The 14609-nt window shown below is 57.4% G+C and carries 12 protein-coding genes and 4 pseudogenes; 12 read left to right on the top strand and 4 right to left on the bottom strand.

The genetic code is table 11. The features are described from left to right. Positions 1 to 45: 45 nt before the first annotated feature. The 5 genes and pseudogenes from E8E78_RS16180 (at position 46) to E8E78_RS16160 (ending at position 3002) form a co-directional block, all read left to right on the top strand. Positions 46 to 339, top strand: a complete 294-nt coding sequence (locus E8E78_RS16180) for a DUF6555 family protein (protein ID WP_060494710.1) — start codon at positions 46 to 48, stop codon at positions 337 to 339. A gap of 38 nt (positions 340 to 377) precedes the next feature. Next, positions 378 to 536 (top strand): hypothetical protein, encoded by a 159-nt coding sequence (locus tag E8E78_RS16175; RefSeq protein ID WP_169725122.1) that lies wholly within the window; start codon positions 378 to 380, stop codon positions 534 to 536. Positions 537 to 565: 29 nt separating this feature from the next. Beyond that, complete coding sequence (locus E8E78_RS16170; protein WP_060494711.1) at positions 566 to 1000, top strand: hypothetical protein; 435 nt, start codon at positions 566 to 568, stop codon at positions 998 to 1000. 82 nt (positions 1001 to 1082) lie between these two features. Beyond that, positions 1083 to 1517 carry a response regulator gene (locus E8E78_RS16165; RefSeq protein WP_280311662.1) on the top strand — a complete coding sequence of 145 codons (435 nt, stop codon included), beginning with the start codon at positions 1083 to 1085 and terminating at the stop codon, positions 1515 to 1517. A 142-nt stretch (positions 1518 to 1659) separates the two neighbouring features. Further along, positions 1660 to 3002: pseudogene (locus tag E8E78_RS16160) on the top strand (cation:proton antiporter). 59 nt (positions 3003 to 3061) lie between these two features. On the opposite strand, the gene E8E78_RS16155 reads toward E8E78_RS16160, so the two are convergent. Continuing rightward, complete coding sequence (locus E8E78_RS16155) at positions 3062 to 3280, bottom strand: general stress protein (RefSeq protein WP_060494690.1); 219 nt, start codon at positions 3278 to 3280, stop codon at positions 3062 to 3064. Positions 3281 to 3556: 276 nt separating this feature from the next. Between E8E78_RS16155 and E8E78_RS16150 the strand changes: the two genes are divergently transcribed. Further along, on the top strand, positions 3557 to 3835 hold the full coding sequence (locus E8E78_RS16150; protein WP_060494691.1) for a hypothetical protein: 279 nt from the start codon (positions 3557 to 3559) through the stop codon (positions 3833 to 3835). 312 nt (positions 3836 to 4147) lie between these two features. Here the strand turns inward: E8E78_RS16150 and E8E78_RS29100 are convergent. The 3 genes and pseudogenes from E8E78_RS29100 to E8E78_RS16135 form a co-directional block, all read right to left on the bottom strand. Beyond that, positions 4148 to 4426: pseudogene (locus E8E78_RS29100) on the bottom strand (short-chain dehydrogenase); the annotation flags it as partial. Between the two features lie 32 nt (positions 4427 to 4458). Continuing rightward, on the bottom strand, positions 4459 to 4692 hold the full coding sequence (locus tag E8E78_RS16140; protein WP_014859183.1) for a PLD nuclease N-terminal domain-containing protein: 234 nt from the start codon (positions 4690 to 4692) through the stop codon (positions 4459 to 4461). A 13-nt stretch (positions 4693 to 4705) separates the two neighbouring features. Next, positions 4706 to 5908 carry a zinc-dependent alcohol dehydrogenase gene (locus E8E78_RS16135; protein WP_060494693.1) on the bottom strand — a complete coding sequence of 401 codons (1203 nt, stop codon included), beginning with the start codon at positions 5906 to 5908 and terminating at the stop codon, positions 4706 to 4708. Positions 5909 to 6332: 424 nt separating this feature from the next. On the opposite strand from E8E78_RS16135, the pseudogene E8E78_RS16130 reads away from it, so the two are divergent. The 6 genes and pseudogenes from E8E78_RS16130 (at position 6333) to cydB (ending at position 14581) form a co-directional block, all read left to right on the top strand. Beyond that, positions 6333 to 10455 (top strand): annotated as a pseudogene (locus E8E78_RS16130) (CheR family methyltransferase). A gap of 646 nt (positions 10456 to 11101) precedes the next feature. Continuing rightward, positions 11102 to 11494, top strand: a complete 393-nt coding sequence (locus tag E8E78_RS16125) for an NUDIX domain-containing protein (RefSeq protein ID WP_081238041.1) — start codon at positions 11102 to 11104, stop codon at positions 11492 to 11494. Positions 11495 to 11647: 153 nt separating this feature from the next. Next, the gene (locus E8E78_RS16120) at positions 11648 to 11938 is read left to right on the top strand and encodes a hypothetical protein (RefSeq protein WP_063425418.1); all 291 of its coding nucleotides are present in this window, start codon (positions 11648 to 11650) and stop codon (positions 11936 to 11938) included. A gap of 90 nt (positions 11939 to 12028) precedes the next feature. Then, a pseudogene (locus E8E78_RS16115) lies at positions 12029 to 12217 on the top strand (hypothetical protein); the annotation flags it as partial. After that, the gene (locus E8E78_RS16110; protein WP_060494600.1) at positions 12210 to 13586 is read left to right on the top strand and encodes a cytochrome ubiquinol oxidase subunit I; all 1377 of its coding nucleotides are present in this window, start codon (positions 12210 to 12212) and stop codon (positions 13584 to 13586) included. The pseudogene E8E78_RS16115 and the gene E8E78_RS16110, both read left to right, overlap by 8 nt. A gap of 29 nt (positions 13587 to 13615) precedes the next feature. Next, positions 13616 to 14581 (top strand): cytochrome d ubiquinol oxidase subunit II, encoded by a 966-nt coding sequence (cydB, locus tag E8E78_RS16105; RefSeq protein ID WP_240979211.1) that lies wholly within the window; start codon positions 13616 to 13618, stop codon positions 14579 to 14581. Positions 14582 to 14609: the final 28 nt, after the last annotated feature.

Raw genomic sequence — 14609 nt, 5'->3', positions numbered from 1 at the left:
CTTCCAGGAATCGCTCAATAGCGTATCAACCAAGGAGCGGATCTTGTGCCATCACTTCAATTGTACGTAATCGAGTATGACCTGCACGGTAAGCATCGGACGTTCATCATCCGCCTGGAAAAAATGGACAACGCCGTGGCTTGGCACTGGGCCAGCTGCGATGCCGGCGTTGGCATCATCCCGAGATTGAGTCAGCAGAAAATCAAGCTGGTCAGTCGACCGATGGCCGAGCGCTACGGCATCGCCAATGTGAAGTGGCGGCTCGCCGGCGATGGCCCGGAATTCGTAGCGCAACCTATCGACGTCAAAAAGTTCTCGGGCGTTGCTGCGGGTACTTGAAGCCCCGCGCCCCGATCCATCTGCTTTGAGGTATTGCCATGCAGCCGAAAACCGAAGGCTCCGAAGAAAAAGGGCCCAGCGATGTGCCCTTCATCAATGATCCCCAAAAGCCCACGTCGCCACCTTTGAATGACGCGGATGCCACGGAGGCAGCAGAGGCAGAGGAAGACATCCAGAATGATGGCGAATCCATTTAGCGATCTGCTGACTCGCGTCGTAGTAAAGGTTGAAGACTATAACCGCCTGTGACCTCGGCATTGAGGTCACGGATGCCCTTGGCGTGTTCAGATGGTTGCTGGCCAGCTTTCTCATGGGCAAGCGCATCCGATCCACCGTAGCAGTGGAGGCGTACCGGGTTCTTGTTGATCAGGAGGGTCTGGATACGCCGCTTAAGCTTGCCCAGACTTCTCATTCGGCACTGGTCAGACTCCTCGGTCAGGCTGGCTATGGGCGCTATGATGAATCCACTGCCCGACGACTGCATGATCGTGGCAACAAGGTAGAAGTGGAACTGGCTGCTCAACTTGAGGTAATGCAGCAAGGATCAAATGCTGAGGGATTCAAGCGCTGGCTACTGAGTTTCGAGGGCGTAGGGCCAAAGACCGTGGAGATTTTCATGCGTGAAGGCTTGGCCCAATTGAAGAAGTTGGAAGGCCATTGAGCATGGGTGGCCTTTAGCCCTCATCGACGCATGTGCGGATGAGTGAAATACTCGAAAATCCAACCATGGGATGGAGAAGGTGATGAAGCTCGGCATCGAGGGTTTGTCGTTGTCAGGTAAGACGGTAATTGTAGTAGAGGACGATCCAACGCTACAGACCCTCCTGGTGGACATCCTGGTCGAGTTGGGCGCCATCTGCGATGGGTTCGATAACTCAGAAGATGCCTTGATTCATTTGATGGGACTCAAGAGCGGCTGCTCGTTGATCGTTGTCGACCATGGTGTTCCGGGAAGCATCAAAGGTATGGAGTTCATCTCCATGGCCCACGAAAGGTGGTCTGGACTACCCGCCATTCTGACCTCTGGCCACCAGCTTGATGCTTCTCAGGTCACACCTCCCGTTACCTACCTCTTCAAACCGTGGTCGATAGACGAGCTCGCTCAAGCTATTGTCCAGGCGCTTCCCCCTGCAAATGTACCTTCAACTCTCCCGCCGCTCGACCAGCAAGGTCTCTAGCGCAGTTTGACCGCAGCGGAGCGCTGAAAATCTTTTTTACGTTTACCTCAGGTATTGGCTGAACCCACCAAGCGCAGCGGAACGACGTGGCGTGCCGAAAAGTCAAAAAATACTCGGAAACTTTCCCTGGGCGTCTGCGGAAATGACCTTCATCGTCTGGTTCGCCATGCTGGGCGCAGTCTTGCTGCTGCTCGCACTCTCATCCTCCTACCTGCGCTGGATCCCTGTGACCTCGTCTGTAGTGTGTCTTGCCCTGGGTATCGGGCTGGGTACATCGGGGCTGGGTATTCTTCAACTGGACTTGAGCCAGTCGAGCGGGTGGATGGAGCACCTCACAGAGGTTGCGGTGTTGTTTTCGCTGTTCTTTAGTGGCTTGAAATTGCGCCTGCCCTTGCACAACCGCCGTTGGTGCAGCGCCTTTTTTCTGGCGGGGCCGGTGATGTTGATCTGCATCGCAGGGGTAACGCTGGTGCTGCATTACGGCTTGAACCTGGGGTGGGGCATTTCGCTACTGATCGGGGCGATCCTCGCACCCACTGACCCCGTGCTCGCAACCTTGGTGCAGGTGGTTGATGCCCAGGACGATGATATTGTGCGTTTCAGCTTGTCGGGTGAGGCAGGGCTCAACGACGGCGTGGCGTTTCCCTTCGTCATTCTCGGGCTGCTCCTGCAACAGGACAATGACCAGGCCTGGTTCAGTGACTGGCTGCTGAAGGACATGCTGTGGGCAGTAACCGCAGGCCTGTTGCTTGGCTACTGGACGGGCGCGGCCTGGGCAAGCTCACACTGTTCTTGCGTCTGCGCAACGACGACAGCACCGTCTCGCCCAATGACTATCTGGCCCTTGCGCTGATTGCGTTGGCATACGTGAGCGCCGAGTCGATACAGTCCTATGGGTTTCTCGCGGTATTCGCTGCGGGCCTCGGTTTAAGGCAGGCGGAGGTTCAGACCGCCAATAGCCCAGAAGAACCGGCTGCTGAACATCTGGTACAGCCTGTGGTAGGTCACCAGGACGTGGCGCCGGAGCTAGCCGTCAAAGGCGATGTGAAAGGGCTCGACGACTCGCAGGTTGCAGCGGGGATCATGTTGGGTGACATGTTGGCTTTCGGTAGCCTGATCGAACGGGCAATGGAAGTGTTTCTGGTGACCCTGCTAGGGGTAGTGCTCATTGAGCATTGGGACTGGCAGGCAGTGCTGGTTGCCGGTGCTTTGTTTTTTGTCATTCGCCCCATCAGCATCCTGCTGTTCCCCGCTCGAGGAATGCTGGATATTCGCCATCGCGGGCTTTTAGGGTGGTTTGGTATCCGAGGTATTGGCAGCTTCTACTACCTGTTCTATGCCCTCAATCATGGGCTGCTTCCCACTTTGGCCGCGCAGAGCACCAACCTGGTGCTGTCAGCGGTGGCGTTGAGCATTCTGCTGCATGGGTTGAGTGTCCAGCCGCTTCTTGCCAGATACGAAGCGTGGAAGGAGAGGGTTTCCTGATGGCCGTTCAGTAGAAAAGCGCCAGGGCAGCTCTTGCCCTGGCGCTTGATCACCGCCAGTTAGCGGTTTTCGCTACCGCGCCCGCCGCCGTGGCTGTTTTGGCCACCTTTACGGCCAGCCTCTGAAGCACGCTCACGGTCGTTGGCAAAATTGCCACCTGAACTCTGCCCGCCTTTGCGACCTGCCTCCGACGCTTTTTCGCGATCATTGGCAAAATTGCCAGGATTGTTCTGAGCAGTACCACCTTGATGGCCACGATTGGTTGGGTTGTTAGCCATGATCTTTCACCTCATGTCGTCACACAGGAAAGTCTGTGTTCAACTCGGACGTCGCGGAGCGGGGTGTTTACTCCTTGGGTTTTGGCCAAGGCCGACGGGTTGCGCGAAAGAACCGGCGCAGGCGCCTGTGGCGCCCTTAAGCTTTGCTCGCGAACGTTTGGGAAGGATCAAGCTTGCATCCAGTCGTGCAGAGCACAATCAACGCCGTTGACACCGCTCTACTGAGCCTCTGCAATCTTCGTGACTCAACCCTCCATCAGAGTGTGAGGCCTCCAGATGCGAACATTCGAGAAAAACCTCTCCGCCGCCCAATTGCTGAAGCTCAACTGTTTGGCAGCCTGGTACTGTGTGCTGGAAAGCAGGGCCTTGAGAATGGACTCGCCTGACGACTATCACGAGGAACTACTTCGCCAGGCCGATGAGATGGATCGTCGAGGGATTATCTGCTGGCAGGAATGGCGCGATCTTCGCCTGGAGGCTGACGCTGCTTACCTGAGAGCGGTAGCAGGGGAGGACTATCGTCCGGTTAATCCCACGAACTCGTCAGCAGAGTAGGGGGCGAACGTGATCTCGCAACGAAACCACGCTCATTCCTCTGAAAGCAGACCTTCCCTATCTATCCCCGCGTCGTGAGTGTGTGAGTGTAAAACCCACAAAAATTCCCAGCGCCGCTGCGACGATCAGCAGCGGCGTTATGTCTTTTGGCTTCCTCCTGCCTCCGTCGATACCCTTCCTGCCACTTGGAGGCTCAAAGAGGTTGCCTGATGATGCTTCGGCTTTTGGAGCGCAATTTATCCAAGCGCCACTGTCAGGCGCTTCTTGTTCCGTACCCGATGCACCGGGGGCAATCGGAACAATGGTGTCGCTGGCCTCGATCCGTGAGAGCTCAAGGGTGGTGCCATCGACCAGGGTCATCGTCAGGCCTTCTATCGTGCCTGCCACCCGGTTTGGAAAAACGGGTTCACCTGCGGCATCCAGGCTGTCGTAGATGAAGCGCGTACCTTCAAGCCAGCCCACGGCGGTGAGAAGTTCAGGGCCGAGATAATACTTTCCGTCTTGGAAGAAGCCTGGAAACTGATGAGCGCGCTCCACGTTCTCCACGCGATAGCGTTCGCCTGATTTCATGCCTGTCGCTTGATCGATCATGTTGAAACCCCTGAAAGTGGAGCTCGGAAATATCAACCTTTGCTGTGCTCGTCAGAAGTGGGCCCCGTACCTCGCTTGATACCCCGCGGGCCAGCAACACCCCAGATACCCAGGCCAACCAGCGGTAGCGCGACGATCAGCAGGGCCCAGGCCGCTTTGACTGCATCTGACTTGTCGCTTCTGAAAACGCTGACGATGGCCCACAGATCGATGAGTAAAAGGATTGCCGCCACGGCAATCCAGAAGTAGCTGGCGAGCCCGTTCATGACTTTGCTTCCTCTATACGTAGTCAGGTCCCAAGGTGCCGGGTGCTGCGCCTGGCACGAGGATGACCTTGCGGCAGTTGTCCTGCTTCTGATCGAACATCTTGTAGCCCATGGCCGCTTCTTCGAGGGCCAGGCGGTGAGTGACGATCAATTCCGGTTGTAGACGGCCTGCTTCAATGTGTTCCAGTAGTTCAGGCAGGTATTTCTGGACATGGGTCTGGCCCATCTTGAAGGTAAGACCCTTGTCGAACGCGTCGCCGAACATGAAGCCGTGAATGAAGCCCGCGTACACACCGGGGACACTCACGACGCCGCCACGCCGCACGGCCGCAATGCTCTGGCGCAACGCCTTGCCACTGCTGCCTTCAATTTTCAGCGCCGTCATCACCGTTTCGGCAGTGCTGCCCTTGGCCTCGAAGCCGACAGCGTCGATCACCGCATCCACACCGCGCATGCCTGGTGTCTGACGGATGATGCTGTCTGCGGGATCATCGTCCCGCTCGAAGTTGATGGGTACAACATCGTAAGCTTGCTGGGCATACGCCAGGCGGTAATCGCTGTCATCGACCATGAAAATGGTCTGCGCACCGAGCATTCGCGCACAGGCGGCACTCAGCAAGCCTACTGGTCCGGCGCCGTAGACCGCCAACGTTGAACCTGGGCCGATCTCGGCGTTGATGACTGCCTGCCAAGCGGTCGGCAGAATGTCCGAGAGAAACAGTACCTTGTCATCGGCCAACTCGGTGGGCACTTTGAACGGGCCGACGTTACCCTTGGGAACCCTTACGTAGTCAGCCTGGCCACCAGGAATACCACCATAGAGATGGCTGTACCCGAACAGCGCGGCGCCCGGGGGAATCCCTTTCTTGTTGATGATCGAGCCCCGCCCCGTGTTGGTGGTTTCGCAGGCAGCGAAAAGGTCGCGCTGGCAAAAGAAGCAGCTACCACAAGCGATCACAAAAGGGATCACTACGCGGTCACCGACCTGGAGATTGGTGACTGCACTCCCGGTGTCTTCCACGATACCCATGAACTCATGGCCAAAGATATCGCCCGCTTCGGTTTCTGGAATTTTGCCTCGATAGAGGTGCAAATCGGAGCCGCAAATGGCGGTGGCAGTCACCTTGAGGATGATGTCGTCTTCTCGCTCGATGATGGGATCAGGGACGTTATCGACCCTGACGTCGTTTGCTCCGTGGTAAGTCAGTGCTCTCATGCTCCTCGCTCCTGCGTCACAAAAAACGTGGGGGTATGCAGGGGAAGCTTCCATGCCATGCAAAGTTCAAAACAACAGCTTCAGTGGTGACGCTTGAGGAGGGGAAGGCTGTTTTCGAAACAGGAATGAACGAGGTGTGGCGACGAGCAAGGAATTGCGGGCGTCGAAACGCTTAGGACCTGCAGTTCTAAGCGTTGTATAGTACGGATCGGAGCACGAAGGGAGTCTCGGCAGTGCGAAGGTAAACGCTATACTTCGAGAAGACGTTATTTATGATCAGGATGATGGCATTCATGATCAGCGCATTTTCGTTACGGATTACGCGCCAAAATTGACCATTTTGCTGGCGGGTGAAGCCTCCAGGAGCATCACTCCTCGACCCAGCCACTCACCCTATCAGCTCAGACAAGATCTTGATATCATAATGAAACCGACAACTAAAGTTCCCACCTCTCTGCCGGAGCGAGAGGGCATCCTCCCTAGCCATCTGCGTTTCCCGGTGGTGGGTATAGGTGCGTCGGCGGGCGGTCTCGCCGCGTTGAAAACATTTTTCGAGCAAATGCCCAGTGATAGCGGTATGGCCTTTGTCATCATCCTGCATCTATCACCTGATCATGAAAGCGTAGCTGACAAGATCCTCCAGGCTTGCACAGACATGCCCGTCATGCAGGTAACCGATACCGCTCCCATCGAGCAAAATCGGGTTTATGTCATCTCTCCTGCTAGTCAATTGGCCATGAATGATGGCTATCTGAAGGTCACACCTGCTAATCGTCCGGCGGGAAGCCACGTCGCCATCGATCTTTTCTTCCGTGATCTGGCAGATGTTCACAAGGAATTCGCATTTTGTCTTGTGCTCACCGGCACGGGTAGCGACGGGGCCGTGGGTCTTTCTCGTATTAAAGAGCAGGGTGGGATCACCATCGTGCAAAGTCCCGACGACGCAGAATTCGATGGGATGCCTTTGGCAGCGATAGCAACGGGTATGGTCGACGCCGTCTTACCTGTAGCAGAAATCCCTCACAAACTTCTCGAGATATGGCGCAATACCAGAGCCATCAAAATCCCGGCACCTCATGATATGAAAGTCGCCTCGTCCTCTCCAGAGCTAGAGCGTGAGGTTGCCGCGGGTTCTACTGGATATCCTGCTGCTCTTGCGAACCCGCACCGGGCATGATTTCAAGCACTACAAGCGGGCGACGGTGCTGCGCCGTATCGAGCGGCGCATGCAGGTAACGGCTCAACCCGATCTTCCTGCGTACTACCAGTACCTGGAGAACTCGCCCGATGAAGCCAAGCAGTTGCTGGGGGACATGCTGATTGGAGTGACCAACTTCTTCCGCGACCGAGAAGCCTTCGAGGCGCTTGAGCGCCACGTGCTGGGCCCTCTGATGTCAACAGGCGATGACGAAGCTCGCCCCGATGAGGTGCGCATCTGGTCTGCTGGATGCTCGACAGGCGAGGAGGCGTATAGCCTGACGATCCTGTGTACCGAGCACCAGAAGCTTGAGGCCAACCCGGTCAAAATCCAGGTTTTTGCCACGGACATTGATGAGCGTGCCATTGCGGTAGGCCGGGCTGGCGCTTACCCGGAAGCGATCATCACCGACGTGCCACCCACGCGTCTGCGGCAGTATTTCCTCAAGGAAGGTGAGCACTACCGCGTCCGCAAGGAAGTCCGCGAAAAGGTCTTGTTTGCCAAACACAGCCTATTGTCCGACCCGCCATTCTCTCAGATCGACCTCATTGTCTGCCGCAACCTGCTGATCTACCTGGATCGGGACATCCAGCGAGAAATGTTGCAGATGGTCCACTTTGCCCTCAAGCCGGGCGGTTATCTTTTCATGGGCTCGTCCGAGTCTGCTGATGCCTGCCCGGACCTGTTCACGCCGGTCGACAAGCGTAACCGGATTTTCCGTGCACGAGCGGGCGCCAACATCAATCGCCGGGCGCCTTCTATGCCCCGGGGTGGCTTTGCGCTGTCCAGTCTTGCCGCGCCGCCACCCATGCTGCCGCCTACGCGTAAATTTTCCTATGCCGATATCCATCAGCGGGCGATGGCTGAGCAGATGCCGCCGAGCATGATTGTCGATCCCAATGGCGACATCCTGCACATGAACGAGGGTGCTGGCAGATTCCTGCGTTACGTTACTGGGGAAGTGGGACGAAACGTACTGGTGCTGATCATGCCGCAGTTGCGCCTGGAGCTTCGCACCACGCTGTACCAGGCCCAGCAAAGTGGTAAAGCCACGCTGTCCCGCAAGATCCGGGTGAACGATCCTGAAGGCGACTACCTGGTCGATATCACGGCGCGTCCCTTCAAAGACGAAGCCACCGATCAGGATGTGCGTACAATCGTGTTCAACGTCACGTCCATCGAACCCGGCGCCGATCTGCTCGACCTGGATTTGCAAACCGAGAACAAGGTGCTGGCCAGTCTGGAAAACGAGCTGCAGCGAACCAAGACCCACCTGCAGGAAACCATCGAGCAATCGGAGGTTTCGAGCGAGGAGCTGAAGGCGTCCAACGAAGAAATGCAGGCCATCAACGAGGAGTTGCGCTCCGCGACGGAAGAGCTGGAAACCAGCAAGGAAGAACTTCAGTCGATCAACGAAGAGCTGCTCACGGTCAATTACGAGCTCAAGACCAAGGTCGAAGAAACCGACAAGATCAACGACTACCTGGCGAACCTCATTGCCTCCACGGATATCGCCACGGTGTTCGTTGACCGCAACATGCATATCCGCTGGTTCACACCGCGCGCCAAGGACATTTTCAGCATGCTGCCGGTGGATACCGGGCGCTCGCTGCTGGATATCACCCATCGCTTCAATTATCCAGAATTGGCCGAAGACGCGTCGTCCGTGTATGAATCGCTGACCATGCTGGAGCGGGAAGTCAGCAGCGCCGAAGGCCGCTGGTACATTGCCCGGCTCCTGCCGTACCGCTCCAGCGAAGACCATATCGATGGTACGGTGCTGACCTTCATCGATATCACCAAGCGGCGTGAGGCCGAAGAAGATCTGCGCCTGGGCCAGGAACGCATGCGCCTGGTCGCCGAAAGCACCCACGATTTCGCCATCATCATCCTGGATGAACACGGCAAGATCACGGACTGGAACACCGGCGCTCAGCTGATCTTTGGCTACACCGCTGAAGAGGTTATCGGTTCCTCCTACGAGCTGATTTTCTCCGCTGAAGATCGTAGCGCGGGTGTTGCCCAGAACGAGATGCGCAATGCCCGTGAGCATGGGCGCGGAGAGGATGAGCGCTGGCACGTGCGCAAGGACGGTAGCCGGTTCTTCTGCAGCGGAGAAATCGCCTTGCTCCGAGCTGAAAGTGCTCTGGGGTACGTGAAAATTGCTCGTGACCTGACGGGGCATAAACGGCTGCACGATGAGCAGAGCAGAAAGCTTGCCGAGACACAGAGCACGATCCACATGAAGGATGAGTTCTTTGCCGTCATGTCCCATGAGCTCAAGCACCCGCTTAACCTGATTCAACTGAACGCAGAAATTCTTCGAAGGCTCCCTTCCGTTCGCAACACCGAGAACGCCAGCAAGGCGGTCGGCGCCATCGGCGAGGCTGTTACCAGCCAGGCCCGTATTATTGATGACCTGCTCGATGTGGCGCGCATTCGTACGGGCAAGCTGAAGTTGAAGACCCGCCTGCTCGACATCGGTGCCATGCTGAATGAAATCCACTCAATCGTTATCGACGAGTATCCCAACGCAGAGATCACCCTAGAGAAACCGAGCGCGGAAGTGCCGGCGATGATTATCGACGGCGACCCGACCCGCCTGGAACAGGTGATCTGGAACCTTCTGCAAAATGCGCTGAAGTTCAGCGGTGAAGCGGCCAAGGTACGTATTGTGCTCAGCAAGGCGGACAAGCACGCCCACATCGATATCATCGACAACGGTGTCGGATTGCCTACTGCCGAACTTGAAAACGTATTCGACCTGTTCAAGCAGGCCAAACCCAAGCATGCCACCCACCAGCGAGACGGCCTGGGTATCGGCCTGTCGCTGGTTCGCCAGCTGGTCCAGGCGCATGGGGGCTCCGTCGTTGCCCGATCTGCGGGGATCGGTCATGGCTGTACGTTCAGTGTCTCGCTGCCACTCTCTCAGGAGCTGATTAAAGAGCCGAAGGATGGGGATGAAGCCGGCGAGTCCCAAGGGCGACTGAAGGGTCTCAAAGTTTTGCTGGTCGATGACTCGCCAGCAGTCCTGGATGTGATGCGCATGCTGCTTGAAATGGAGAGTGCCCAGGTCAAGAGCTACAGCGATCCTGCCCAGGCGCTTGAGCATTCACTCCAGGAGCGCTTCGATGTCATTCTTACCGACATCGGAATGCCGGAGATGGATGGGCATGAACTGATAAGTGCCCTTAGGGCCGGCAAGGTTCATAAGTACACGCCTGCGATTGCATTGAGCGGTTATGGCGTGGCGAAGGACATGCAGTTCGACCGACACCTCACCAAGCCCGTGCAGTATGGCGACCTGGTCGGAACTATCGAGTCGTTGTGTAAAAGCGCATTGTCCTGACGTGTGGCCGGCAGGAGGGTGGCGACTGATCATCAGCCTGAAGTGAGTCAGTTTCGGTAGCTCTTCCGCTCACTGAATGTCAACAGCGGTCGTTATTCTCAGATAAACCGACCGCTGTTCTCAGAGCCGAAATCCGCTTGATTTCACTTCTATCTTTCCAGTAACCAAGCCCACCCGGCGGCGGTTGGGTCACCGGGTCTTTCGGCGTCGTCCAACGCTTTCAAGGCATTGAACTGGACTGCGCACTTATGCGCAGTTTCTCAAGATCCGTGCAACAGCTGTCTGATAGCCCCCTTTCATAGGCTCTCAGCGATGTCATAGCCTGGCTGCAAGCGTTCAGCTGTGCCGTTATTCGAATCGAGTCCGCCTTGGTCATTTACAAATGTCCTTAGAGGCTTAAACGGTCAGGATCCGGCCCAGTTCACATGCCGGACAAATTTCACGCTCTCTAGACCATACACCGACCGGCGGTTACCGCGCTACCGGGATTTGCTGCAGTGCCGCGCTCTGCTGATCCGAGGCAAATTGACGGCTGAAACGCCCATGAAATTGAACGAGTCGCAGCAGGAAACGTCTTCAGGGAAGAAGCCCATTACTCTGTATCGCGAGAGGCTGGGTGTTGATGGGTGATGATACGAGTGCATGTATGCGGGACAAACGAAAAGGCAGAATCAAATCCAGGGCAACGATAATCTGCCTGCGAAGCGGCAGGGTACTGCTTGTCCGGAAGAAAGGCGGCAAATGGAATTTCCCAGGTGGTTCGATTGAGCCTGGTGAGAGCCCTCATACAGCTGCAGCAAGAGAGCTACGTGAAGAGACATCGATTGAAGGGTATGGCCTGCTGTCTCTGTGTTCAATCAAAGTGGATTCAGTTGTGCATCACATCTTCACCACCCGATTCCACGAAAATGAGAAGCCTGTTGCCGACCATGAAATCGTCGCGTGTAAATGGGTGCTTCGCGAAAAGCTTACACCTCAATTGCTGACGTCCGCAGCAGCCGGCCTCTTGGCAACGCGGCTGCCTGCTCTGACCGCCTGATGAAAGTTGCAAAGTTGTACAAGAAAATTTGTTTGTATCAAAAATTAGACCGGTTGTCTGATGCCTGTATTCGCAGAGCCTAAGTCATTGAACTGCCTCTTGGCTTTGCTATGGTGAGGTTTCCGCATCAGACTAAAGTCGTAGGAGGGCGGCATGCGTATTCGAGGTGACGTGTTTTGGAATTGGGCGGATCCAGTGCTTCATCATCGTATCCATGACGAGGAGCTCGATGACGGCACCACGATTGATGTCCAGGTCAGGCTCTCACGCACCGGCCAGACGCAAATGTTCATCGGAGTGTATGCTGGCTGTGGAATGGCTTTGCATGAAGAAGCGTTCGATTCCCGCCCGGGCGAATCGATGACTCGGGCTCTGGCCTGGGGTGTTGGTAGAGCTAGGCGTCTGGCTACAGATCAACGGCGGGAAGCGATGAAGATGGCCTAGGACACTGTGTAATTCGAAGTTGGTCGTATGCCGCTCATGTTGATCATTCATCTCTCTGATGTGCGGGGCGCCAGCAGCGTGATCTTCGGTGCGTACGACATTCGCGAAGGCTGCGCAGCGGGTTACTACCCGCAAAGCAACCCGTTGAAGACGCTCTGGCACCGCGCCGAGCACGTCAAGGTGCCTGCGGCCAGGTCGGTTCCGGTTACGCTGGACCGCGCGCAGTCGTTGGCGGCTGATCCGCAAAGCGGCTTGCCAGCGGAATATCCGCTTGGTTGAGTTCGGCGGTGCGGCGACAGCGCTTCTGGCTGCGCGGCTTCAGTTCGCCATCACTATCAGCTTTCATATCGTCCTGGCGGCGTTCAGCATTGGCCTGGCCCAGTGGTTGATGGTGCTTGAAGCACTGTGGTTGTACCGTCGTGATCAGCAGCTGATGGCCATCTACCGTTTCTGGCTGAAGGTGTTTGCGTTGACGGTGGCTGTCGGTACCGCATCGGGGCTGGTGATGGAGTATCAGTTCGGGCTCAACTGGTCGGGGTTGTCCTCGGCGGCCGGGGAGGTGATCGGGCCCTTGATGTTCTATGAAGTACTGGTAGCGTTTTTCCTGGAGGCGGGATTCCTTGGGGTCATGCTGTTCGGCCTCAACAAGGTCGGTCCGAGGCTGCACTTCATGGCCACCTGCGCAGTGGCTGTCGGGGCATTGGTCAGCGCTTTCTGGATCCTCAGTGCCAACTCATGGATGCAGACCCCCGCAGGCTACTCGATCGATGCCCACGGCCGCTTCGTCGCCGAAGACTGGTGGGCGATCATCTTCAATCCGTCATTTCCTTACCGTCTGGCGCATATGCTGGTGGCTGCGTTGCTGGGTACCGCCACAATGGTTGCGGGAGCGGGCGGTTGGCAACTGCTGCGCGCGCCTTCAAACCAGCGCGCACGGCAGCAGTATTCGATGGCGCTGTGGGCCATTGCAGTGCTGGCGCCCTTGCAGGTGGCGATAGGCGACCTGCATGGACAGCACACGCTCGAGACGCAACCGATCAAGGTCGCGGCCATCGAGGGCTCTTGGCACCGCCCGGCGAAAGGTGCCGGTGAGCCGATGAGGCTGTTCGCCGTGCCTGACATGGCGTTGCAGCAAAACCGCCTTGAAGTGGCCATCCCGCGGGTGGGGTCGCTGTACCTGACTCACGACCTTGTTGGCACGATCGCCGCGCTCGATGAATTTGCACGCGAAGACCTGCCACCGGTGCCGGTAGTGTTCTTTGCCTTTCGCATCATGGTTGGCCTGGGGTTGCTGATGGTCATGCAGGGCATTGCTGGCTTGGTGGTGCGCTGGCGTGGGCGGCTAACGAGTGCGCGGTGGCTGCAATGCGTCAGTGTAGGGTTGGCGCCTGCGGGCTTTGTAGCCATGCTCAGTGGCTGGGTAGTGACCGAAGTCGGCCGTCAACCGTTTACCGTTTATGGCCTGTTGCGCACGGCCGACAGCGTGTCGCCGGTGGCCACCTCGACCGTTTTGGCTGCCACGGTGGCGATCCTGGCGTTCTACGTGATCACCTTCGGTATCGGGTTGTGGTTGTTGTTGCATGTGCTGCGCCGGGCGCCCGCGCTGGACGAGGCGGGCCCTGAGCCGCGAGTCGGGGAACAACCATGAGCCTCCTGGGTGTCGACCTGCTGACCCTGTTGAGCGCCGCAGCGCTGGCGTTCTCGGTGCTTGTCTATGTGTTGCTCGATGGTACCGATCTGGGTGTTGGCATGCTCATGGCTGCTCATCGTCGCGCCGAAGAGCGCGAGGTGCTGGTGCTCACGATTCTGCCGATCTGGGATGCCAATGAGACTTGGCTGGTATTGGGCGGTGGAGGGCTGCTGGCGCTATTCCCGACAGCCTACGCGGTGTTGTTGCCAGCGCTTTATGTGCCGTTGCTGTTGATGTTCATGGGCTTGATCCTGCGTGCAGCAGGCCTTGAGTTTCGTGAGCACTTGACCCGCAAACGCTGGTCGGATGCCGCAACGCTGGGTGGCTCGCTGCTTGCCACGCTGTGCCAGGGGCTGGTGTTGGGCACGTTGATCCAGGGTGTCCCACACTATCAGGGTCAATACAGTGGCGACGGCAAAGAATGGCTGGCGCCTTTTCCTTTGTTTTGCGCGTTGGCGCTGGTTGTCAGCTATCTGTGGCTGGGCGCTTGCTGGCTGTACTGGCGAACTGAAGGAACACTGCAAGTGCGCGCAAAGCACCAGGCTCGGCTGTTATGCGGGGTTGCCGTACTGGTGCTGGTCGCTGTGCTGCTCCTGACCATGGCGCTGGATGCACGCTACTGGCAGCGGCTGAGCCAGGGCTGGGTCGTGCTTACGGCCGGTGCGGCCTTGGCAGTGCTACTCGCGGGATTTTCCCTGGCCTGGGGCAGGACGCGGGATTGGTTGCCGTTGTCGTTTGCCCTGGGCGTCATCTGCTTCGCGTTCACGCTCATGCTGATCGCGCTCTTCCCCTTGGCAGTTCCGCCGGCGCTGACCCTTGTCGAGGCCAGCGCCTCAAGATCCACCCAGCTGTTCATGCTGATCGGCTTCGCAGCCGTGGTGCCGCTGACGCTGGCTTATAACACCTGGGGCTTCCGGGTGTTCGCCGGCAAGCTCCGAGCGCGTCGTCGTTAGCGCAAAGCGGGTGGGGACTTGGCCCCCG

It is taken from the genome of Pseudomonas sp. BN505, assembly GCF_029873175.1.
In the GTDB taxonomy this organism is placed as follows: Bacteria; Pseudomonadota; Gammaproteobacteria; order Pseudomonadales; family Pseudomonadaceae; genus Aquipseudomonas; species Aquipseudomonas putida.
The sequence above is the reverse complement of the archived record's forward strand: the minus strand, read 5'-3'. Positions and strand labels throughout refer to the sequence as shown.

Excerpts from the sequence above, each read along its gene's own strand:
- E8E78_RS16120 (WP_063425418.1), top strand. The coding sequence starts at position 11,648 with ATGCGTATTCGAGGTGACGTGTTTTGGAATTGGGCGGATCCAGTGCTT.
- E8E78_RS16155 (WP_060494690.1), bottom strand. The coding sequence starts at position 3,280 with ATGGCTAACAACCCAACCAATCGTGGCCATCAAGGTGGTACTGCTCAG.
- E8E78_RS16140 (WP_014859183.1), bottom strand. The coding sequence starts at position 4,692 with ATGAACGGGCTCGCCAGCTACTTCTGGATTGCCGTGGCGGCAATCCTT.
- E8E78_RS16175 (WP_169725122.1), top strand. The coding sequence starts at position 378 with ATGCAGCCGAAAACCGAAGGCTCCGAAGAAAAAGGGCCCAGCGATGTG.
- E8E78_RS16135 (WP_060494693.1), bottom strand. The coding sequence starts at position 5,908 with ATGAGAGCACTGACTTACCACGGAGCAAACGACGTCAGGGTCGATAAC.
- E8E78_RS16165 (WP_280311662.1), top strand. The coding sequence starts at position 1,083 with ATGAAGCTCGGCATCGAGGGTTTGTCGTTGTCAGGTAAGACGGTAATT.
- E8E78_RS16125 (WP_081238041.1), top strand. The coding sequence starts at position 11,102 with ATGCGGGACAAACGAAAAGGCAGAATCAAATCCAGGGCAACGATAATC.
- E8E78_RS16150 (WP_060494691.1), top strand. The coding sequence starts at position 3,557 with ATGCGAACATTCGAGAAAAACCTCTCCGCCGCCCAATTGCTGAAGCTC.